Origin of the sequence: Polynucleobacter sp. AP-Sving-400A-A2 (genome assembly GCF_018688155.1) — a bacterium.
Taxonomy (GTDB): domain Bacteria; phylum Pseudomonadota; class Gammaproteobacteria; order Burkholderiales; family Burkholderiaceae; genus Polynucleobacter.
Map to the genome: position 1 here is coordinate 813,540 of NZ_CP061312.1, position 18,631 is coordinate 832,170.

Consider the following 18,631-nt stretch of genomic DNA (forward strand, 5'->3'; position numbering starts at 1 on the left):
GTTTAGAAGGTTCCTCTTAAGCCGACCATCAGACTTCTACCAGGCTGAGGCGCATACAACCTCACGGCCATTGGTGTCGTTGCATATCGAATCTGCTCATTCAGTAAGTTTTTGAGATTCATATACACAGTCCAATTTACATCCCTTACTTTTTCTGTGTATGAGATACCCGCATTTAATAAGTTATAGCTTGGGGCAGGGCCTTGCTCCCAGCTTGCCAAGCGATTCTGTTGATAGCTGTAGATGTAAGTCGTACTCGTAAGCCAGCCATTTTTTTGGTGTGCTAACTCTGCACCTAAGCGGGGTGCAGGCTGCAGGGGTAGATTACCTCCTGCATCAAAAGTTCCCTGTGAAGCATCGCCAAAAACTCGACTGCCTAAGCCGGTTTGATTCCAGTTGTAAGTCAGCTCGCCCTCAATACCCTTGATCGTTGCTGCAGCTTGCTGCGCTGTCACAACATTAAACCCATTGCCGTCTCCCCCAGGGTTATTGATAGCAGCACCTGTGTAATAACCATAAATATAGTTATTAAATCGATTTGCATAAATACTTGCCTTGCTTCTCAGCAATCCACTGGTCTTTTGCATATTGAACTCTAAGTTGTGCGAGGTTTCTTTAGTGAGATTAGGGTTGCCAATATCAAAGGTAGCAGTAGATTCATGTGCTCCATAAGAATAGAGCTCTTGAGCACTTGGCGCTCTTTGTGACACCGTATATGCCACTCCAGTTCCATACCCCTCCGTGAAGTTCCATAAGCTACCTGCAGAGTAAGACATGAGATTAAATTTACGATTCTGTAGAGTAATACTGGGAGTAGTTCCGGTTGGATCAACTGTAGGCTGGGCCTCTAAAGTCGTGCCTAAATTGGGATTCTGGGCAACTTGGTTATATCGCAGACCCAGGCTTCCTTGTAGAGAATTCCACTTCCCTTCCTCAATCCAGAATAAGGCATTGGAATTAGTTTTAGTGGGAGGAACAATGGCATAACTGCCAGTGCCTACTTCCGTAGCATTAAGAGAGGCAGCAGAGACTTGAGCGCCAAAAGTACCTTTCCATCCTGCTATCGGATTGTGAGCCAATTCTAGGCGAGCCTCATTGGCAATATTCTTCCAAACTGCGGCAGCTGCACCCACGTTATTAAATTCAGTATGGTTGTAATTCGAATTGGCTGCACTCAATTTCAAAGAGGAAAATCCTGCAAATGGATCTCGAGTTTGATGCTGGACGTCATATCGATTTTGCGATTGGTTTATCGATCCACCTTCAGGCGTCGGAATGCCATAGTTATTATTCAAGCGCTCTACAGAAACCCCGGTGTAGCCAGATTCACCTATATAAGAAACGCCAACACCTAAATTATTCTGGTTACTAAAGCTATTAGGCAACTTAGCAGAGTAGTTATTGCCACCGTTGCCATCTGGAGGAACAGTCCATCCTCCTACGGGCTCACCTTGGGATTGCGTTGAGTTGCCAGGTATGCGGTAATTATTGGCATTATTAATTGCGGTATCTACGTGCACTGCTATTGAGCCAAAAGCACCATCTACCTCTAATGCTCCAGCTCTACCGTTGTTCACTGTCTCGTAGCTTGTATTGACTGCACCGGTTGGCCTATCAGGCAGGTTAGTCAGAATGCGATCGTTGATTACATTAACAAGTCCACCGCTTGAACCCGAGCCATAGAGTAGGGCGGCTGCACCACGCAAAATTTCAACTTGATGGGCATTTTGCATATTGTTGCCAACAGCATGATCTTGAGAGATGTTAGATACATCGCCAACAGATAAGCCATTTTGCAAAATTTGTACACGAGCACCCTCAAGACCACGAATAACTGGTCGCGATGAGCCTGCGCCATATCCCGTGGCTGATACGCCAAGCTCATTGGCTAGTGTGGCGCCTAAAGTTGTGCCTAATTTGTTCAGTAACTCATCGCCTTGCAAAACCTTAGTTGGTGTCAGAATGCTTTGAGTAGCCTCTTGCGATCCCGTTGCAGTGATTTCTAAGCTTGGGGTTGCTGATTGGGCGATGGTGACTGAGCTCAATAATCCATAGATAAGAACAAAAATGAGCTTTTGCTTGTCTAAGCAAGGATGGGGGTGCCGCATAGTAAAGCCTTCATTCTGAAAAATGCACCTCACAAGGTTGATGCATTTAATAAATCGGTAGGCCAAGCATTCGCTTGGCGTGATGATGAATTACAGAATGAAGCTAGGTGGAGCTCTAGATTGATAAAGCCCAATTTGAGTCTGGGCTAGTGAAGAACTATTGGATACAAACTGCACCTCATGAAAGAGGTTGGTACCAAGGAGTAAGTTTGGAGTTGAGGCAACAAAGCTAGCAAGTGTTAGTGCATCAAGCAGATGGCAGCTGGCAAAGCTATGGCCAAGGGCGGGGGCTTGATCATTGCAACTCAGTTCAATATTTTGGTGTTGGATTCCGGAGTGAGCGATGCCATGGGCAAAGCCAATCCAGTGAGTGCCTAGTAAGCTGCCAAGCAAAAAACAAAGAGCAAGGAAGCTCCTGAGTTGTTTTCTAAATTTGCTTAAAAATAAGGCTTCCATGCCCCGAATCTTACAGTATTTGCCCCTGTAGGCCATCTCAGTGTAGAATATCGATTCCGTCGGAGTGTAGCGCAGCCTGGTAGCGCACCTGCTTTGGGAGCAGGGGGTCCAAGGTTCGAATCCTTGTACTCCGACCACTTTCCCTTATTGTTCTAGATATACCCAGCACATTCTGCCCATAGCTCAGCTGGATAGAGCAACGCCCTTCTAAGGCGTAGGTCGCACGTTCGAATCGTGCTGGGCAGGCCACCAAAGTTCTGCCTCATCCTTTTAAATCAACACTTTGCAGTCAGCCCTGCATTCAGAGACAGTATTCACTTAGTTGTCCAATATAGCGAAAACTTGTCCAAAACACCAGTTTGTTGTCCAAATACTTGTCCAGAATTCTGTCTAGCGGGCTTGATTGGGGGGGGGTAGGGTAAGTCTTCCAATAGGTTACAACGGATACCGCATAGCCACATAAAAAAGAAAAATGACTAATCAATGAAAACTAGGATTAGTATAAAAGTACTTATAAAAATACCCAGCATATGAAATTAATAGTTCCATCACTGGCGGTAATAGTACTTCTTACAGGGTGTGGAGACTCCACCTATACTTTATACAGAACTCAGGTGAGAAATGAAAACGCTAGAACGCATGTTGCTACCTTTGACGCCAAGGATGGCGAAGCCTACAACATGGGTAACTGCCAAATAGCGGAAGAGCTATTTCAAAAGCAATCAGGTGTAACGGTTAAATATTGGTGTGAAAAAGGTCAGTTTAAGAAGTGAAACTTTATTTATTCGCCTTCAGCATTTTATTAATGCCAATTATTTCTCATGCTGAGTGCATATGTAGATGCGTTAATGGAGAAATGCAAGCTCTTTGCAGTAGCTCCATTGATTTGCCACCAATTTGTCCGCTAACAATTTGCCCATTAACACCTGCTGCACTAGCCCCACTGCCACCATTAGTTTTACCACCCTTGGGGGCTTCTAGATGTGACAACCAGCAAGTTTTAAATCCATCTAGTGGAAGATATGAATGGAAACTAATATGTCAATAATCAGAACGACTGCCCTAACTCTATTGCTCTCATTAAGCATTTGTTTTTCTGCGGTAGCACAATCAATCAATTTAGCCTGTCAGCATAATCAATTTAAGGATAAGGGTGCTAGACCCATCGACTTTAAAAAAAATAAACAAGGGTTATGGGAGATGAGTTGGGATGGTGAAAATGTTAACCGTGACACGGTTGGTAACTCGCCTAGCAAAAGAACATTGGTGAGTTTAGAAATCTCTGATTCAAAAATATCCTATAAGTTCGATTACGTAGCTTATGCCACTCAAAATTATGGAGAATGGGGTCAAACTAGGATTGGCACTATATCGCGAATTGACGGAATATGGACTGAATATGTCATTGGTTATGGAGAGATTATGTCAGGCATACCTCAACAGAAATTTACAAATTTAGATGGCAAGTGTGAATTACGGGGTACGAATAAATTTTAATTCTTTTATGAGACTAGGTTAACAAATGTTTAGATTGATTTTTCTAGTTCTGTCAATAATGTTTAATAGCTACTTGTTAGCTCAATCCCAAGATAAGGAGTGGAAAGACTTTAAGGTTCAACCTGAACCTAAGAAACCCCAAACAAGCCTAGACCGTTCAGTAGCCCCTATCAATCCATATCAGTTTCAAAGCTATCAAACCATTCGTAGTGAAGTTAATGGTCAAGCGAAGAATTGCGTCATCAACAATAATGGCTATGTAGTGCGCTGTAATTAAATAATTAGTTAAATATTTCCCCGTAATAACAAATATTGATGATTGAATACATATGGGATTACATGACAAGTTAGCTATGAAGGCATTTCTTCGGGGCAAAGGCTCAGAAGAATTTAAGAAGGCTTCAGATAACAAGGCTAATGCCGCATGGTTTTTATTAGCTGTATCTCTCGCAGTTTCATACTTCTCAGACTCGAAATGGTATCTATTGCCCCTAGCCTTAATGATTTTTGCGATTATTCAGAGCATTAGTGCAACCTTGATAGCAGAAAGAATTGAAAAATTAGAGCGCCCTTCAGAAAGAGACAATGGTGAATAATTTATACAACAAAAAAGGTATATTCATTGCCCTTGCTATCTCTATCTGCTTTTTAATTATTGTTATCTTGTATGGAAAAAAAAGCATAGATAACGAAGAAATTCTCGGATTAAAAATAGGAATGTCTGCAAGTGAGGCTTTAAAGAAATATCCCGACTTTGTCTGCAATAAAAAAAGTGGCTATATATGTTCAACCACTATCAGCGGACAACTTTTAGAAATTAATATAAATGCTAAAGAGGATATTTACCGAATACAAAGTGCGGTCACTTTAAACAACATGGAGTTAGCCGAGGTCATGTCCGCAGCCAGCAAGGAATACTCAAGCGCTAATAGCATAGATGGAGGCTACTTTTATTGGTATTTTGATAAGGAAGGTGATGGACAAAAACTCATATCAATTACTAAAAATAATTCCTACCATTGGTTTTGTAAGCCATTTGGCTTTGTTGAAATGAAAGTACCAAATTGTGAATCCCAGTCCGTTATGATTTATAAAAGACTCTACGATGGTAAAAAATATTCAGTATGGTTTGATAAAAATTCACCAGAGCTTAATAAACTGAAGCAGTAAATATTTTAAGTACCGTCCTGTAAATATCTGACAAGCATAAATTAAAAAAACAGTGAAATAGCGATAAGCCCTGCAAAAATGACAACCCATTTGAGGTAGACCTGTCCCCACCTATCATTATTTTCAGGCTCTTGAAAATTCGCTATAAGCCAAGGGAGCAAAAAAATGATAATCAGACCGATAATGATTCTCAACTAATCAAACCTTTCAATAAAGCCCGACATGACTGCGTAGAGTCGTCCAATTAAATACATCACATACATATAAAAAAGTGCAATTAAAAAGCCTTTAATAAGCTCATATGTATTGTGGGAATTACTTCTCATCTCAGAATTTTCAATTAATAATAAAAACATAATCATTTCTGACAAATAAACGGTTACCGCTAAGAGGAGCTGCTTAATTATTGATTCAATCCTTTCCCTAACATCAGGTTTTTCGATTGATTCAATTTCCTGAATATAAGCAAGTGTCGCAAAAAATAAAGCAAGTAGCGCTCCTAAAATTCCCGTGATGAGAGTTAGCATCTAATTTGTTAAGAAATAAAGTAAAAGGATAATAATTTCTTCATTTCTTGGGCAGCTTTCCACCAGCCTTCAAGCACTCATCTAAAGTCTTATAAGTTGTGAAGTGCTTAGTTTGGTTGTAATAGGTCGAATTAGGGGCATGGCAAATGCCTGATTTACTCATTTTGACTGGCTCAGCCGCAACAGCAGCGCCCATTAAGATGATGCAATATAAGATTGTTATCAGTTTAATCATAATTTTAGGCTTATTGCAGACATCTCTTAGGGCTAGAATGGTTATATTACTTCTAATAAGTTGAAAGACTAGCAAATGCTCAAAAGAAGTCTTTACTCAATTGGCTTGACAACCATAGCTTTAATTTCTCTTTTTGTTTTCTTTCTATTTCAGCATTACAAGATAAGGGATGCTGTTCCTGTATCTCTCCCCAGTTTTACTTTAAATGCTGAGGATGTTTTCTGGAATAAGTTAGGATATGTGACCGCAAAAGGGACATGGACAATGACTGCTCCAGATGAGATGGGAAATCCCCTTAGAACATCTGAAATCGTATGTCTAAAAAGAGAGGCGACTTGTCGAGAAGGGTATGCTTCGATATTTCCAATTGGCTCAGGCACACCTTTTTTAAATGTAAGCGTAGAAACTTATCCAGTATTAAAGTGGGATGATTCCCAAATTATTTATGCCGACTATGCTCCAACTTGCACTTATTACCTGTACACCATAAATCGTATAACCCAAGAAGTTAGCGGCGTTCGCATTCCAAAACCTAAAGCCGATAAAAATCTATGCCAAGAGGTAGAAAAGAAAAACATGCAATTACGGTTAGTTAATGGCTTCGATGTTGTTAAGGTGGAGAGAAGCAAGATAGAGAACTTTTCACTTAATTGGTCTATGTTAATTTTAATTGGCTTAGTTTTGATTGTTGGCTTGGTGTTTTTATGGAGAGCAAAGGTATGATGCATTTCCTTCGTTTAAAAATGAACGAAATACACGGTAAGCTAAAGTACATCTTGTTTGCTGCCGTGCCATGTATTTTTCTTACCCTTGCATACTTCAATGTGCTTTATTTAACTGGCTACAACTATGCTGAATTATGCTGGGAAGCTACTCAAATAAAGTCGCCAGAAACACCAAAAGACTTTAGAGATGTCATGGAAAAAGCTAAATTTAATGACCGAACAAAACAATGTGAGCTAATAGCTAATAAAGCCATGTTCGGAAGAGGTTATGTCACTGCAGGCAATCCAGACTATGCAGTTACACCTGAACTCAAGGAAATCCAAAAATATTGCCCCAACAGTTTTAATCAATTACCAATATTTGGATTGCATTACTGGGTTGTTGGTCAACTGGAGAGTGGAGATAAACTTACGATATTTGACAGATTTCTTCCAGCAAGATTCTTTATAGAGAGAATGATTGATAAAAAGTGGGGTCAGTGTCCTCAGATTAGGTCAAAAGTTGGTATTCCTCGTCTAATTGAGCAAGTTGATGGAAGGTGGGTATTTGAGAGCGAATGCATTCCGTGTAAGGCTGAAATTGAGGCAGCAAACGCTCAAAAACAAGCCTTAGAAATAGATAATCAAAAATGGGTTTTCAAAAAGAAGTGATTTTGATTGGGTTAGCTAGTTACTAAATAGGTGACGCAAGGATGTTAAGGAAAATCAAGTGTAGAGAACAATTTGCTTACTTGTACTCGGGGCTGAATATGAAGAAGATTCTAATTTTTGTTACTTGTGTTCTCTGCACAGGGGCTTTTGCTCAAGGCAATAAAGAATCTTTTGAAAAAATGGGGTACTCGATAGGTAGGATGGGGTCTGTTATTTCGATAGTTAGTTCAATCGTACCTGCTTGTCAGAGTTCTAATATGCGAGGTTTTTACTTAAATTATGGCAATGAGTTCTTGGAGAAGCTCCCGCCAATAATGGGTAGTATTAAGGAAATCAATACTGCCCTCATTACAAAAAGGCAGGGAGAAAAATCAGCGATTACCTTTAATAAAGTTTTAGATACAGAAATTAGTAACCAATATGAAGAAATGAAGCAAAAGTTCAAAGCAACCCCAAGAGGCGACCTAGACCAAGTATGCAAAAACTTTTATCAACTTATTAAAGATGGTGACTTCAATTTCTATATGTTGGCTGAAGATTATTTTAATGAACTTAACAAGGTTGATGCCCCCTTGTATGAGAGTAACAAGAATATTCTTCGTACTTTGATAATCATCAACAACAATCTAAGCCAAAAGACACTAAAGATTTAGAGTTTTTTTCCAGTCAAATCAATTTTTACTTTTGTTTCGTCGCCTAAAGAGTTTGTCCATTTGGCACTTAAAGTACCGTACTGACCTGCCTTTTGAAGTACAACTTGTATTGATGACCTCAATACCTCTTCAACAACAGCTTTTTTATCCTCAGCAACCAAATACTCCTCGTGGATTGGAATAAGTGGTAAATCAATCGATTCCGAAAACTTCAATACTTGATGCGTTACTGCCCCATCAAAACCTTGTAATTGCAAACCAATACCAGTTCCAAGCGCATCAACAAAATCAGGATGCACTAGCTTAAAGTTACCAATAAACTTTTTGACCTCTTTAGCATCTTTAAATATGGGGCTTCCCCAACGCTTCTTTTTACCCCTATAAGTCTCAATCTCAACTTCACTAGTAATACCATCAATCCACCAATGAGTATTTCCAAGGGATTTAATTGCTTCAGCTTCATTATTTGCATTAAAGAGCGTATTGACAGCCTTCTTGCGGATGCCTCTATCTAAATGCTCAAATCCAGCAACTTGATACACATCCTCGTTATGGCGACTGAATAAACCATCCTCAGACTCTTTACCCTTGAATATTCGCAGAATGAGCATTGGATGACACTGGGTAATATCTAAACTACCAACTGGTTTTCCACCAATGGTGATGCTATTTCTGACCGCCTTTGGCTTATTCTGAAAGTTGCAATACCACCTACCGCCATGAGCAAAATCTTCAGTAAATTGACGGGTTAAAAGCAGCTCAATTGGGTCAATTTCAGAGTCGTCAGCCCAGCAAGTTTTATGTCTTCTCAAACGCTCTAAATGAGCTTGTATAAGGCTTTGATGCTCTTTGTAGGGCTTGGAGCTATAAAAGCTCTCAGGCTCTTCTATGACCTGTTTATCAGCGTTCTTACGCAGTACACAAGGTAAGTCAGGGTTAATAGTTATATCTTCCTTTGTAAGGCTTCTCAGCAGTGTTTTGAATGTATCTGTCGATGTGTAAATGGCTGAGAAACCAATCTCATTCTTAGCTAAATATGGAGGTATTGCACCCTTAACCTCTTTAACCCATTTCAACCCTCTCATGCAGTTGAATAAGTCAAGAGTTCTGTTGGTCATCCAAACCTGTTTACGCTTACCTTTACTGAAATGCTCAGCTTTGGTAGTGAAACGAAATAAGCCTTCGTGCATCCAAATAGAGGCTATGAGCTTCTTTGCATCTTTTGGTAACTTATCTTTGTTCTTGAGCCTTTGTCTGGTCTTACTAAATTCCTTGACTAGTAAATCTGCTGCAGCATATACCTCTGGATGCTCTGAATACCTCCTAATTGAGAGAAAAACTACCTCATCGCTTACAGCTTCCCTATACCCCTGAAGAGTCCCTGCAGAGGGCTTCTTAGAGACATTAGAAGATAAAGACTTAGGTTTATTCATTAAGGGCTATCGTGAGCAGATTCAGAGCAAATAAAGACAATAAATACTACATACAGCTTATCAATAAATACTTGTATTTCAAGGTCATCAGAGTAAATAAATCTTAGATAAATATCGATAAATAGAGACCATCAGAGGGTGCTACCTAGTCATACATATCTTGTAAATTACAGCCTATTGAGGCAATTCTGTGCAGCATTTTTACCAAGAAGTTGAATTAACCGTTTTTGACTATTACTCGGTTACTTGTATTCCATTATTCAATCTCTACAGGGCTTCTTAGGTCGTGTCTTTTGATGAAATGCATCATATCTCCAGTGAGCTGATTTAAGCTCTTTAGATACTTCATGGCTTCATCTAGTTCCCCATGATGCTTATGAAGAAATATCTCCATCTCAGTACCAAAATACTTTGCATGAAGTTCTAGCCAATAGGTTCTATCCTCGTATATCTTTGCATCCAGAGTGACATAGGACTGAATGTCTGGTTGGAAGGAGGATTGCTTAAATCGCTCCAAAATAGGGTTTAAGTGTTCCTTTGAGGGGAAAACATTCACTTCGTCCTGTAATACTGTCATCTGTGTGTCCTAGTGGGTTGTCTAGAACTACCTTTAGCAGATTTGAAGAGGTAAAGTCAATAGTAAACATGCGGTAAGCTAAGACAAAAATAACCTTTGGCTTCCAGATGACATGCTTATTTTGTGAAATACCTGATGAACGAATAATCGCTCAAAATGAATTTTGTTATGCAATTCGCGATGGCTTTCCAGTTACACCTCTTCATAGCTTAATCATTCCAAAGCGTCATGTTGTTACATACTTCGACCTTTCCGATGAAGAAGTGCTTGCTTGCAATGATTTAATGAGGCAGCTCAAGAATTCTATGCTTGCAGAGGATGACTTAATTGATGGATTCAATATAGGGATGAACGCCGGCGAAATGGCTGGACAGACAATTTTCCATTGCCACATTCATCTCATTCCTAGGCGTAGGGGCGACGTAGAAAATCCAAGAGGTGGTATCAGGCACCTAATTCCAGGCAAAGGTTTTTACAAGGCTCCAGAATAATTATGTCTAATCAATTCATTGCCAAAGAGCCAGTCATTGAGGATTATTGGCGTGCAATTATTTTATTTGGTCGTAATGTTGCGAGTTATAAATTTGCATTAGCAAAGAGTTTGTTGAGTCTTAAGCCTGAGGCTGGTCAGCTATTGAAATTAAGCGACCTTGCTATTCCATTTTCCACCTATCTTGCAGAGCATCTTCGACATTCGCCAAAACAAATTACAGCTTCTTCTAGTAAATTTTTAGAAGCATGTAAAAGATATGGAATTGATGAACCAAACCAAAATAGATTGATTGAAGAAACGGTCAAACTTGGTTTTAATAATGTAATCGATGCGTTTCATATCGTTGGAGCTGGTGAGGTAGCCAAAAAATTTTATATCGATGAAAGAGTTGTCAATAACGGCATTCGTATTACTGAAGAATTTTCTAGATTAATTGAAAGAATTCAGTTTGGAAATTTAAGTGCAGAGGTTGAGTCTCGTTGGAATCTTGTCGAGACAGCTTGGGGATTAGGTATATCTTCCAATCTCATTGAAATCCAACATGATAATGATGAACAGACATTATTCACTCTTGACTCGGCACGGCGTAGAAAGACAATTACAAGTTGCCGTGGAGCATTAAACGGTTATCAAAAAGGGAAGTGTTTTTATTGTTTTACAGATATTCATGCGGATGACGGTAGCGATACAGAAGTTGACCATTTCTTCCCATTTGTCTTGCAAAAGGACTCAACCTTTAAATTAATTAACGGAATTTGGAATCTAGTTCTTGCTTGCCCTCAATGTAACGCTGGCGAGGGTGGAAAGCATCAAAAAATACCGACACTTCCACTGCTTGAGCGTTTGTCTAGACGAAATGAGTTTTTGATTGCTAGTCATCATCCTTTGCGAGAAACGCTAATGAACCAAACCGGTAGTGACTTGGTCAGTAGAAGGCATTATTTAAATGATTATTACAACAAAGCTATCTCCAAGTTACTTCACTCATGGGAGCCTCCAAAAAAAGATATGGAGTGCTTTTAATTTTCAATGATTTAATTTACTTATCTAATTTGCCCAATAGAGTTTCATGACAAGGATGTGTATAGCGTCTGAGCATGGCAAGTGTTCGGTGTCCGCTAATATGAGCGATTTCCATCACATTTAAGCCTTTGTCAGATAGCCTACTCAGAGCTTCGTGTCTTAGGTCATGAAAGCGTAAATCCGTAAATGGATTCTGCACTCCCTTGTGGGCTTTTTCTGATTGCTTGACAACTCTTGTGTAGTGCCTTCTGATTGCCCAGCGACAATAAGGAAAGACTAATTCATCAGTATTTCTGGTTGATAGTTGCTCGAGGATTGTTTTTACCCGAGACGATAGGGGAACTTGCCTTGAATCTCCATTCTTGGTGTCTCTGAGTAACACTCTACGATTTATAAAGTCAACATCCTCCCATCGCATTGACAGAATTTCTCCGCATCGCATTCCTGTCTCTATAGCCACCGCAATGATGTCAGCAAGATAATCTAAGTGGAGTTCATGACAGCAGGCAAGTAGGGTAGCTTCCGCTTCTACTGAGAGCCGTTTCATGCGCCCTTGTGGCTCAGACATCCGCTTAATACCCGTGATTGGATTGGTAAGTTTTAGCCCCCATTCGTTAATGGCAATCTGATAAAGCTGGGAGAGGGCGTTTAAATAATGATTGACTGTGGAGGCTGCTCGACCTTTAGCTAAGAGGTCGTCTTTGAGTAAGACAATATCTTGTTTACTGATGGCACTCAGGTTTTGACCTTCCCAGCGACAGGCAAGTACTCTTAGGATTCCAGCTTCTGTCTTGTGATTGCCCTTATGTACCGAATGAGCAGGGATGTATTTTTCTACTGCTTCACTAAACGCTACCTTTACAGTGACCTGATTTTTAACTTCTTCCTGATATAGACCCAGTTCAAGCTGTGCCTGCGTCTTTTTAAGCCACTGTATTGCTTCTGGTTCACTACTAAAAGATTTGCTGATAGTTTTGTCGTTTTTTCGAAAGATTCGCACTCTGTAAGAGCCGCTGCGTTGTGTAATAGAAGCCATTTGTCTAGACCTTCTTGTCCAAGGAGTTGTCCAAGAACACTGTCTAGTTGCTTGATTGATTACTTAGTCATTGATTTAGCAGGGCTTTTAATAGCTCAGCTGGATAGAGCAACGCCCTTCTAAGGCGTAGGTCGCACGTTCGAATCGTGCTGGGCAGGCCAAAAACCTCAAGCATTTCAAGCGGATACAGTAGCTATGGGGCCGTTAAAGTCCATTGCACAGTGATTACACAGTTTGTTCGTAGGTTGGAGTGAATTTTCAATGCGTTTTATTGATAACCTGACTCAATATACGTCATATTTAAATATATTATATAAAAATATAAAATGATGGTATAGTTAAAGTTCAATAATCAAATAAAAGATCATGCTCAATTTGATCTAAATCAAATGATTGATCTTAATTTCATTACTTACTCTTTTTGGCTTGAATAGAGCGTAGTACGATTAAAGAATTTAAATAGGAAATAACATGTCACTACGAATTAACGATATTGCACCAAACTTCACAACTGACTCAACCGCTGGTGAGTTAACCTTGCATGATTGGATTGGAGATAGCTATGCTATTTTGTTTTCACATCCAAAAGACTTCACTCCTGTATGCACGACTGAGTTTGGTGCGGTTGCTCAGTTGGCGCCCGAGTTTACTAAGCGCAATACTAAGGTGATGGGTGTTTCAGTTGATAGTGTAGAAGAGCATCAAAAGTGGAAGCAGGACATAAGCGCTTTTGCAGGAGCGCCAGCAGATTTTCCAATCATTGACGATACTTCATTACAGGTTGCCAAACTGTATGACATGTTGCCTGCGGATGCTTATTTGCCAGATGGTCGGACACCTGCCCATAGTGCTACTGTTCGTACCGTATTTATTATTGGCCCAGATAAGAAACTACGCCTGACTATGTCTTATCCAATGTCAGTCGGTCGTAACTTTGCGGAAATTCTCAGGGCTTTAGATGCAATCCAAATAACCGATGGCGTGCCATTGGCAACCCCAGCAAACTGGATTCCTGGTCAAGATGTGATCGTGGGTCTGTCCCTTAATGATGAGCAGGCAAAAGCTCAGTTTGGTGATATTGACATCAAGTTGCCTTATCTGCGATACGCTAAAGCACCCAAAAAGTAATTTGTGTGAATCTAAATAAAAACAAGGGGTAATGAGATGTTGGACACACTTATTTTGAGCAGAATCCAATTTGGAGCGAATATTTCTTTCCACATTCTATTTCCAACCATTTCGATTGCCTTAGGCTGGTTCCTCTTTTACTTCAAGATTCAGCACAATAGGACTGGACTAGATTGCTGGAAAGAGGCGTATCAGTTCTGGATCAAAATCTTTGCTCTAACATTTGCTTTGGGTGTCGTGAGTGGTATCACGATGAGTTTTCAGTTTGGAACAAACTGGCCTGGGTACATGGAGACAGTTGGCAACATTGCCGGTCCATTATTGGCCTACGAAGTCCTAACAGCCTTTTTCCTTGAAGCAACTTTCTTAGGCGTCATGTTGTTTGGTGCAAAGCGTGTTTCGCAACGAGTGCATACATTAGCTACCTTTTTAGTGGCTTTTGGCACTAGCCTGTCAGCCTTTTGGATTATTGCTTTAAATTCATGGATGCAAACCCCACAGGGTTTCACCATGATTGATGGCAGAGCGCATGCCGTTGATTGGCTGGCTATCGTCTTTAATCCATCGATGCCTTATCGCCTTAGCCATATGATGTTAGCTTCATTTTTGACTGTATCGTTTTTCTTAGCCGGTATTTCTGCTTACCGCTACTTACGCAATAGTCGTTCTGAAGCAAATTTGATGGTGATGAAAATGGCGCTTACTGCCGCCATGGTTTTAACGCCTATTCAAATTGTCCTTGGTGATCTACATGGCCTAAATACCCTTCATCATCAGCCTGCAAAGCTAGCCGCCATGGAGGGAATTTGGAATGGTGGTGCTGGTGTGCCTGCAGTGATCTTTGGGGTACCCAATAAACAAACTCGTACCAACGATTATGAGATTAGCATTCCTAAGTTGGCGTCTTTTTATTTAACCCATAGTTGGGATGGTGAGGTCAAGGGATTGAATGACTTTGGAGATAAGATTCCGCCTGTTGCCCCTGTATTTTTTGCTTTTAGAGTGATGGTTGGCATTGGTGTCTTAATGCTCTTATTTTCATGGTTGGGACGTTGGCAGATGCGTCAAAATCGACCTTTACCAAAGTTGTTAGCCAAAGGTTTAGTGCTAATGACCTTCTCTGGCTGGGTTGCCGTCTTAGCCGGTTGGTATGTAACTGAAATTGGACGACAACCTTATTTGGTGACTGGAGTGCTAACCACTGCACAGGCCGCAACGACTTTGCCAACGGGCATGGTCTTTTCTACTCTATTTGCTTATTTGGCTCTTTATGTGGGTTTGTTAGCTGCTTACATTTGGGTAGTTTTCTACTTGGCTCGTCAGGCTGACGATAAAGAAAATCCCAATTTTCAATTAGAGAAAAAGCCTGAAACTTCGTGGAGCCTTTTTAGGACTTAAGTTATGACCTCAATTGACTATACCCAAGCATCTGTCTGGCTCCCGCTATTTTTCTTTGTCGCTATGGGGTTTGCCATGCTGTCCTATGTGGTGCTGGATGGTTATGACTTAGGAATTGGAATGCTGCTCAATCGTGCATCAGATCATGATAAGGACATGATGATTGCATCGATTGGCCCTTTTTGGGATGCCAATGAAACGTGGATTGTTTTAGGTGTTGGCCTATTACTCGTTGCGTTTCCACTGGCTCATGGGCCGATACTGACTGAGCTCTACTTACCTGTAGCAGCCATGTTGATGGGATTAATTTTGCGAGGTGTGTCATTTGACTTTAGAGTCAAGGTCAATATTGAGCAAAAGCCACTTTGGAACTTATTGTTTTACATCGGCAGTTTGATTGCTTCAGTCTCGCAGGGCATCATGATCGGTCGTTTGATTGTGGGTTTTGATTCAGGAATTTTGGGTTGGGGCTTTTCGCTACTTGTTGGAATTTGTTTGCCAGCAGGTTATGTACTTCTTGGATCAACATGGCTGATCTTAAAAACAGAAGGGCAACTTCAGCAGCAATCATTTCGATGGGCTAAGACCAGCTTATGGCTTACCGGATTTGGAATTGCATTAGTCTCTGCGGCAACTCCATACTTTAGCTCTGAAATCATGCATAAATGGTTTGCTTGGCCGCAAATTCTTTGGCTCTCCCCGGTACCGCTCGCAACCGTCATTTTATTTCTGCTTACCAATCGCTCTATCCAATCCTTAGAGCAGGGTACTAACAAGCGGGAGTGGTTACCATTTGCTTGTGTTGTTGCGATCTTTTGGCTGGCATTTTTTGGTATTGCCTATAGTATTTTCCCATATGTCATTATTGGAAAAATGACTCTCTGGCAAGCGGCCGCAGCTACTGAATCCCTATGGGTAATTTTTTGGGGCGCAATCATCGTGCTCCCAACAATTCTGGGGTATACGCTTTTTTCATATCGGATATTTAAGGGTAAAGCTAGTGCACTCACTTATTACTAGGTCTACTTGCTCCGTTTCTTATTAGACTTGTATATACGAATATATGCATATCTATATATGCGTATATACAAATATATGCATAAAATCGTTTAAAGTTATTTGAAGATATAGTCATGATGAAGCCTCTAGACATCAAGATTGCGTGGCAAGGTCAGAGCGACTGTGGCACATGCTCTATCCGGAGCTCTGCTTTATTTGCAGAGCTAAATGAGGAAGATTTTTCAAAAATACATGCCCCAATCGATGATTTAAAGTATGAATCAAATGCAATCATTTATTCCCAAAGTGATTCAGCGTTGCATCTATTTACCCTTCGGGAGGGTTATATGAAGCTACTCCATCTCAATCCAGACGGTTCTACTAGAATTGTCCGCGTGGTGACTCCCGGTGATTTATTTGGGATGGAGGCATTACTGGGTGATCATTACTCTCACTCTGCAACTGCTCTTACAAATATTCGTCTTTGTAGAATTCCTAAAAACATTATTTCTACTCTAGGTGAGGAGTCTCCACGCCTTCATCGCCAAATAGTTAAAAAATGGGGGGAAGCTTTATCTCAAGCAGAGTCATGGTTTGCCGAGATTAATACCGGGAGGATCGAAGTTAGGCTTGCTCGTTTTTTTCTAAAGCTAGCAAAACCATCCGGTAATTTTGCTGTTGCACCATTGTTCAAACGCGAAGATATGGGGCTGATGATGGATGTCAAGTTTGAAACCATCAGTAGGGCCTTAGCATCTATGTCAGTGCAAGGGCTCATATCAAATGTGAGTAGGCTGACAGTCCAAATCCCCGATATGGATGCGCTCAGAAATTTTTCAGAGCGCGGTCTTTAACTTCCTCTTAAAAAGAAAGGCTGCCGAAGCAGCCTTGATATAGCAGATAAGGCTCATTAATCCTTATCATCTATGTTCTAAACTGGCATTGCCGTCGACTTCAGATGCTTTAGCTTTGGAGGCCGCATAGGACCTCTTGTAATGGCGCCTTTCTAGTAAATGTTTGATAAATGAGATTTTAGATTCTCATTTTCATGATCTAGATCAAAAACTTTTAGCGTTTATCGGTTTTACTTCAATCATGCATTGACTTTGTATTAGCTCGATAATAATATATTAAATTATATATTATTAATTTATTAAATGAGGGACACCAAGATGGTTGAAAACGTCAAGCTAGATAAGCCAGCGCCATATATGAATCCGCTGTTAGCAGGAATTCTACTGGGGATGGTTTTGTTAGCCACCTTCGTAGTTACGGGTCATGGTCTTGGCGCTACAGGCTTTACAACACGCGTAGTAGCCTGGATTGGAATGTATGTCGCTCCAGTGGCAACTAATGCAAATGACTACTTAGGCGGTATGGTTGAAGAGGGAAAGCCCTTAAATGCTTGGATTACTTGGCAAGTGTTTGGTGTCGCCATAGGCGCTTTGTTATCCGCATTTTTAGCAAAGAGGATTCATATTCAGCTTGATGGCAAAAAGTTCTTAGGTGGCTCTAAGCGTCCTATGACGGCTTTATTTGGCGGCATCTTGGCAGGCTTTGGAGCAAGGGTAGCTGCAGGCTGCACTAGTGGTCTTGGTTTATCTGGCGCAGCGGTATTGAGTTTGGCTGGATTTACCTTTCTGGGGACATTCTTTGCAGTAGGTTTATTAGCCAGTCGATTCTTGAAAGAGGAGAAATAAGATGACTGAAATTCTTTCGGGACTTCTTTTGGGTGCAGGCTTTGGGTTTGTATTAGAGCGTGCTGGATTTGGTAACCCCAATAAATTAACGGGCCAGTTCCGTTTAACAGACTGGTCGGTATTTAAGGTGATGTTCACCGCCATTGTATTTACTGCAGTTGGCCTATTAATTCTAGAAAATTTTGGACTGGTAGATGCGGGTAGCTTATTCGTGCCACCAGCATTTTTAGGTGCAGCAGCTCTAGGCGGGGCTTTAGTGGGGGCTGGCTTTGCGATTGGCGGCTATTGCCCGGGAACCTCTGTAGTTGGTTTGATGTCTGGTCGTATTGATGCAGCCATATTCTTGTTTGGATTAATGCTCGGGACAGTATTGTTTGCAGGCATTTATCCCAATATTGAGTTCTTAACTACTTTAGGCGAATACGCAAAAGCAGATGCATTACCAGATGCCTTCAATATTTCAGGTTTATCAATCGATGTTGGTATGGTCATTGCAGCAGTTGGTGTATTTGCATTGGGCTCTTGGATGGAAAGCAAATCCAAAGGCCCCGTCAGTTCACAAGTTTAATTATTTAAAAGGAAAGTAATGTCTAAGAAATCTACCGTAGCAGCATTAGTAATGGCCTTAGCCGGTTTAGCTGCAGCTCCGCTAGCGCAGTCTGCTGATGCACCGACAACACCAGCAGGTGCAGAGCAAAAGAATCCTTGCGGACCAAAAAAAGAGGCGGCTAACCCATGCGGTCCTGCAAAGAAAAAAGCAGCTAACCCATGTGGTCCTGCAAATCCTTGCGGCCCTAAAAAACGTAAAGCTGCAGAGTAATT

25 protein-coding genes and 3 tRNA genes are annotated in these 18,631 nt (G+C 40.8%); 20 read left to right on the plus strand and 8 right to left on the minus strand.

The window, feature by feature from the left end:
• Positions 1–2: 2 nt before the first annotated feature.
• Complete coding sequence (locus C2758_RS04280; protein ID WP_215329742.1) at positions 3–2,108, minus strand: TonB-dependent receptor; 2,106 nt, start codon at positions 2,106–2,108, stop codon at positions 3–5.
• 90 nt (positions 2,109–2,198) lie between these two features.
• Positions 2,199–2,564, minus strand: coding sequence for a hypothetical protein (locus tag C2758_RS04285; RefSeq protein ID WP_215329743.1), 366 nt, complete (start codon positions 2,562–2,564; stop codon positions 2,199–2,201).
• Positions 2,565–2,624: 60 nt separating this feature from the next.
• On the opposite strand from C2758_RS04285, the gene C2758_RS04290 reads away from it, so the two are divergent.
• From C2758_RS04290 to C2758_RS04300, 3 genes are all read left to right on the plus strand, one after another.
• A tRNA-Pro gene (locus C2758_RS04290) sits at positions 2,625–2,701 on the plus strand.
• Positions 2,702–2,736: 35 nt separating this feature from the next.
• Positions 2,737–2,813: transfer RNA gene (locus tag C2758_RS04295), tRNA-Arg, on the plus strand.
• A gap of 365 nt (positions 2,814–3,178) precedes the next feature.
• Positions 3,179–3,337: a hypothetical protein gene (locus C2758_RS04300; protein WP_215329744.1), complete on the plus strand. Its 159-nt coding sequence runs from the start codon at positions 3,179–3,181 to the stop codon at positions 3,335–3,337.
• 46 nt (positions 3,338–3,383) lie between these two features.
• Here C2758_RS04300 and C2758_RS04305 read toward each other — a convergent pair whose 3' ends face one another.
• Positions 3,384–3,554 carry a hypothetical protein gene (locus C2758_RS04305; protein ID WP_215329745.1) on the minus strand — a complete coding sequence of 57 codons (171 nt, stop codon included), beginning with the start codon at positions 3,552–3,554 and terminating at the stop codon, positions 3,384–3,386.
• A 36-nt stretch (positions 3,555–3,590) separates the two neighbouring features.
• Here C2758_RS04305 and C2758_RS04310 point away from each other — a divergent pair, with 36 nt between their 5' ends.
• The 4 genes from C2758_RS04310 to C2758_RS04325 are packed head-to-tail and all read left to right on the plus strand — an operon-like array spanning position 3,591 to position 5,231.
• Positions 3,591–4,061 (plus strand): hypothetical protein, encoded by a 471-nt coding sequence (locus C2758_RS04310; RefSeq protein WP_215329746.1) that lies wholly within the window; start codon positions 3,591–3,593, stop codon positions 4,059–4,061.
• Positions 4,062–4,119: 58 nt separating this feature from the next.
• Positions 4,120–4,338, plus strand: coding sequence for a hypothetical protein (locus C2758_RS04315; protein WP_215329747.1), 219 nt, complete (start codon positions 4,120–4,122; stop codon positions 4,336–4,338).
• A gap of 52 nt (positions 4,339–4,390) precedes the next feature.
• Positions 4,391–4,657 carry a hypothetical protein gene (locus C2758_RS04320; RefSeq protein ID WP_215329748.1) on the plus strand — a complete coding sequence of 89 codons (267 nt, stop codon included), beginning with the start codon at positions 4,391–4,393 and terminating at the stop codon, positions 4,655–4,657.
• Positions 4,647–5,231: a hypothetical protein gene (locus tag C2758_RS04325; protein ID WP_215329749.1), complete on the plus strand. Its 585-nt coding sequence runs from the start codon at positions 4,647–4,649 to the stop codon at positions 5,229–5,231. The genes C2758_RS04320 and C2758_RS04325 overlap by 11 nt, the downstream gene beginning before the upstream one ends.
• Before the next feature lie 194 nt (positions 5,232–5,425).
• On the opposite strand, the gene C2758_RS04330 is transcribed toward C2758_RS04325, so the two are convergent.
• Positions 5,426–5,758 (minus strand): hypothetical protein, encoded by a 333-nt coding sequence (locus C2758_RS04330; protein WP_215329750.1) that lies wholly within the window; start codon positions 5,756–5,758, stop codon positions 5,426–5,428.
• 40 nt (positions 5,759–5,798) lie between these two features.
• The gene (locus C2758_RS04335; protein ID WP_215329751.1) at positions 5,799–5,993 is read right to left on the minus strand and encodes a hypothetical protein; all 195 of its coding nucleotides are present in this window, start codon (positions 5,991–5,993) and stop codon (positions 5,799–5,801) included.
• Between the two features lie 105 nt (positions 5,994–6,098).
• Here C2758_RS04335 and C2758_RS04340 point away from each other — a divergent pair, with 105 nt between their 5' ends.
• From C2758_RS04340 to C2758_RS04350, 3 genes are all read left to right on the plus strand, one after another.
• Positions 6,099–6,716 carry a hypothetical protein gene (locus C2758_RS04340; protein ID WP_215329752.1) on the plus strand — a complete coding sequence of 206 codons (618 nt, stop codon included), beginning with the start codon at positions 6,099–6,101 and terminating at the stop codon, positions 6,714–6,716.
• A 20-nt stretch (positions 6,717–6,736) separates the two neighbouring features.
• The gene (locus C2758_RS04345) at positions 6,737–7,369 is read left to right on the plus strand and encodes a hypothetical protein (RefSeq protein ID WP_215329753.1); all 633 of its coding nucleotides are present in this window, start codon (positions 6,737–6,739) and stop codon (positions 7,367–7,369) included.
• Positions 7,370–7,467: 98 nt separating this feature from the next.
• A complete protein-coding gene (locus C2758_RS04350) occupies positions 7,468–8,022 on the plus strand; it encodes a hypothetical protein (RefSeq protein ID WP_215329754.1) in 555 nt (184 codons plus the stop codon).
• On the opposite strand, the gene C2758_RS04355 is transcribed toward C2758_RS04350, so the two are convergent.
• Positions 8,019–9,455 carry a hypothetical protein gene (locus tag C2758_RS04355; protein WP_215329755.1) on the minus strand — a complete coding sequence of 479 codons (1,437 nt, stop codon included), beginning with the start codon at positions 9,453–9,455 and terminating at the stop codon, positions 8,019–8,021. The genes C2758_RS04350 and C2758_RS04355 overlap by 4 nt on opposite strands.
• A 256-nt stretch (positions 9,456–9,711) precedes the next feature.
• Positions 9,712–10,032: a hypothetical protein gene (locus C2758_RS04360; protein WP_215329756.1), complete on the minus strand. Its 321-nt coding sequence runs from the start codon at positions 10,030–10,032 to the stop codon at positions 9,712–9,714.
• A gap of 107 nt (positions 10,033–10,139) precedes the next feature.
• On the opposite strand from C2758_RS04360, the gene C2758_RS04365 reads away from it, so the two are divergent.
• Together C2758_RS04365 and C2758_RS04370 are read left to right on the plus strand one after the other, a co-directional pair.
• A complete protein-coding gene (locus tag C2758_RS04365) occupies positions 10,140–10,523 on the plus strand; it encodes an HIT family protein (RefSeq protein ID WP_215329757.1) in 384 nt (127 codons plus the stop codon).
• A 2-nt stretch (positions 10,524–10,525) separates the two neighbouring features.
• Positions 10,526–11,548, plus strand: coding sequence for an HNH endonuclease domain-containing protein (locus C2758_RS04370; protein ID WP_215329758.1), 1,023 nt, complete (start codon positions 10,526–10,528; stop codon positions 11,546–11,548).
• Positions 11,549–11,564: 16 nt separating this feature from the next.
• Here C2758_RS04370 and C2758_RS04375 read toward each other — a convergent pair whose 3' ends face one another.
• A complete protein-coding gene (locus C2758_RS04375; RefSeq protein WP_215329759.1) occupies positions 11,565–12,584 on the minus strand; it encodes a site-specific integrase in 1,020 nt (339 codons plus the stop codon).
• A gap of 90 nt (positions 12,585–12,674) precedes the next feature.
• Here C2758_RS04375 and C2758_RS04380 point away from each other — a divergent pair.
• The 8 genes from C2758_RS04380 to C2758_RS04415 all read left to right on the plus strand — a co-directional run bounded on the left by C2758_RS04380 (position 12,675) and on the right by C2758_RS04415 (position 18,629).
• Positions 12,675–12,745: transfer RNA gene (locus C2758_RS04380), tRNA-Arg, on the plus strand.
• A gap of 310 nt (positions 12,746–13,055) precedes the next feature.
• A complete protein-coding gene (locus tag C2758_RS04385) occupies positions 13,056–13,712 on the plus strand; it encodes a peroxiredoxin (RefSeq protein WP_215329760.1) in 657 nt (218 codons plus the stop codon).
• Positions 13,713–13,748: 36 nt separating this feature from the next.
• Positions 13,749–15,110, plus strand: coding sequence for a cytochrome ubiquinol oxidase subunit I (locus tag C2758_RS04390; protein WP_215329761.1), 1,362 nt, complete (start codon positions 13,749–13,751; stop codon positions 15,108–15,110).
• A 3-nt stretch (positions 15,111–15,113) separates the two neighbouring features.
• A complete protein-coding gene (locus tag C2758_RS04395; protein ID WP_215329762.1) occupies positions 15,114–16,130 on the plus strand; it encodes a cytochrome d ubiquinol oxidase subunit II in 1,017 nt (338 codons plus the stop codon).
• Positions 16,131–16,243: 113 nt separating this feature from the next.
• Positions 16,244–16,963, plus strand: a complete 720-nt coding sequence (locus C2758_RS04400; RefSeq protein WP_251369259.1) for a Crp/Fnr family transcriptional regulator — start codon at positions 16,244–16,246, stop codon at positions 16,961–16,963.
• Between the two features lie 318 nt (positions 16,964–17,281).
• On the plus strand, positions 17,282–17,809 hold the full coding sequence (locus tag C2758_RS04405) for a YeeE/YedE thiosulfate transporter family protein (RefSeq protein WP_251369260.1): 528 nt from the start codon (positions 17,282–17,284) through the stop codon (positions 17,807–17,809).
• A 1-nt stretch (position 17,810) separates the two neighbouring features.
• Positions 17,811–18,377: a YeeE/YedE thiosulfate transporter family protein gene (locus C2758_RS04410; protein WP_215329764.1), complete on the plus strand. Its 567-nt coding sequence runs from the start codon at positions 17,811–17,813 to the stop codon at positions 18,375–18,377.
• A gap of 18 nt (positions 18,378–18,395) precedes the next feature.
• Complete coding sequence (locus tag C2758_RS04415; protein ID WP_215329765.1) at positions 18,396–18,629, plus strand: hypothetical protein; 234 nt, start codon at positions 18,396–18,398, stop codon at positions 18,627–18,629.
• Positions 18,630–18,631: the final 2 nt, after the last annotated feature.

What these genes read in the sequence shown, in the direction of transcription:
- C2758_RS04280 (WP_215329742.1), bottom strand. Translation starts at nt 2,108, where the DNA reads ATGCGGCACCCCCATCCTTGCTTAGACAAGCAAAAGCTCATTTTTGTT.
- C2758_RS04285 (WP_215329743.1), bottom strand. Translation starts at nt 2,564, where the DNA reads ATGGAAGCCTTATTTTTAAGCAAATTTAGAAAACAACTCAGGAGCTTC.
- C2758_RS04310 (WP_215329746.1), top strand. Translation starts at nt 3,591, where the DNA reads ATGGAAACTAATATGTCAATAATCAGAACGACTGCCCTAACTCTATTG.
- C2758_RS04315 (WP_215329747.1), top strand. Translation starts at nt 4,120, where the DNA reads ATGTTTAATAGCTACTTGTTAGCTCAATCCCAAGATAAGGAGTGGAAA.
- C2758_RS04320 (WP_215329748.1), top strand. Translation starts at nt 4,391, where the DNA reads ATGGGATTACATGACAAGTTAGCTATGAAGGCATTTCTTCGGGGCAAA.
- C2758_RS04325 (WP_215329749.1), top strand. Translation starts at nt 4,647, where the DNA reads ATGGTGAATAATTTATACAACAAAAAAGGTATATTCATTGCCCTTGCT.
- C2758_RS04330 (WP_215329750.1), bottom strand. Translation starts at nt 5,758, where the DNA reads ATGCTAACTCTCATCACGGGAATTTTAGGAGCGCTACTTGCTTTATTT.
- C2758_RS04335 (WP_215329751.1), bottom strand. Translation starts at nt 5,993, where the DNA reads ATGATTAAACTGATAACAATCTTATATTGCATCATCTTAATGGGCGCT.
- C2758_RS04345 (WP_215329753.1), top strand. Translation starts at nt 6,737, where the DNA reads ATGAACGAAATACACGGTAAGCTAAAGTACATCTTGTTTGCTGCCGTG.
- C2758_RS04350 (WP_215329754.1), top strand. Translation starts at nt 7,468, where the DNA reads ATGAAGAAGATTCTAATTTTTGTTACTTGTGTTCTCTGCACAGGGGCT.
- C2758_RS04355 (WP_215329755.1), bottom strand. Translation starts at nt 9,455, where the DNA reads ATGAATAAACCTAAGTCTTTATCTTCTAATGTCTCTAAGAAGCCCTCT.
- C2758_RS04360 (WP_215329756.1), bottom strand. Translation starts at nt 10,032, where the DNA reads ATGACAGTATTACAGGACGAAGTGAATGTTTTCCCCTCAAAGGAACAC.
- C2758_RS04365 (WP_215329757.1), top strand. Translation starts at nt 10,140, where the DNA reads ATGACATGCTTATTTTGTGAAATACCTGATGAACGAATAATCGCTCAA.
- C2758_RS04370 (WP_215329758.1), top strand. Translation starts at nt 10,526, where the DNA reads ATGTCTAATCAATTCATTGCCAAAGAGCCAGTCATTGAGGATTATTGG.
- C2758_RS04375 (WP_215329759.1), bottom strand. Translation starts at nt 12,584, where the DNA reads ATGGCTTCTATTACACAACGCAGCGGCTCTTACAGAGTGCGAATCTTT.
- C2758_RS04385 (WP_215329760.1), top strand. Translation starts at nt 13,056, where the DNA reads ATGTCACTACGAATTAACGATATTGCACCAAACTTCACAACTGACTCA.
- C2758_RS04390 (WP_215329761.1), top strand. Translation starts at nt 13,749, where the DNA reads ATGTTGGACACACTTATTTTGAGCAGAATCCAATTTGGAGCGAATATT.
- C2758_RS04395 (WP_215329762.1), top strand. Translation starts at nt 15,114, where the DNA reads ATGACCTCAATTGACTATACCCAAGCATCTGTCTGGCTCCCGCTATTT.
- C2758_RS04400 (WP_251369259.1), top strand. Translation starts at nt 16,244, where the DNA reads ATGATGAAGCCTCTAGACATCAAGATTGCGTGGCAAGGTCAGAGCGAC.
- C2758_RS04405 (WP_251369260.1), top strand. Translation starts at nt 17,282, where the DNA reads ATGGTTGAAAACGTCAAGCTAGATAAGCCAGCGCCATATATGAATCCG.
- C2758_RS04410 (WP_215329764.1), top strand. Translation starts at nt 17,811, where the DNA reads ATGACTGAAATTCTTTCGGGACTTCTTTTGGGTGCAGGCTTTGGGTTT.
- C2758_RS04415 (WP_215329765.1), top strand. Translation starts at nt 18,396, where the DNA reads ATGTCTAAGAAATCTACCGTAGCAGCATTAGTAATGGCCTTAGCCGGT.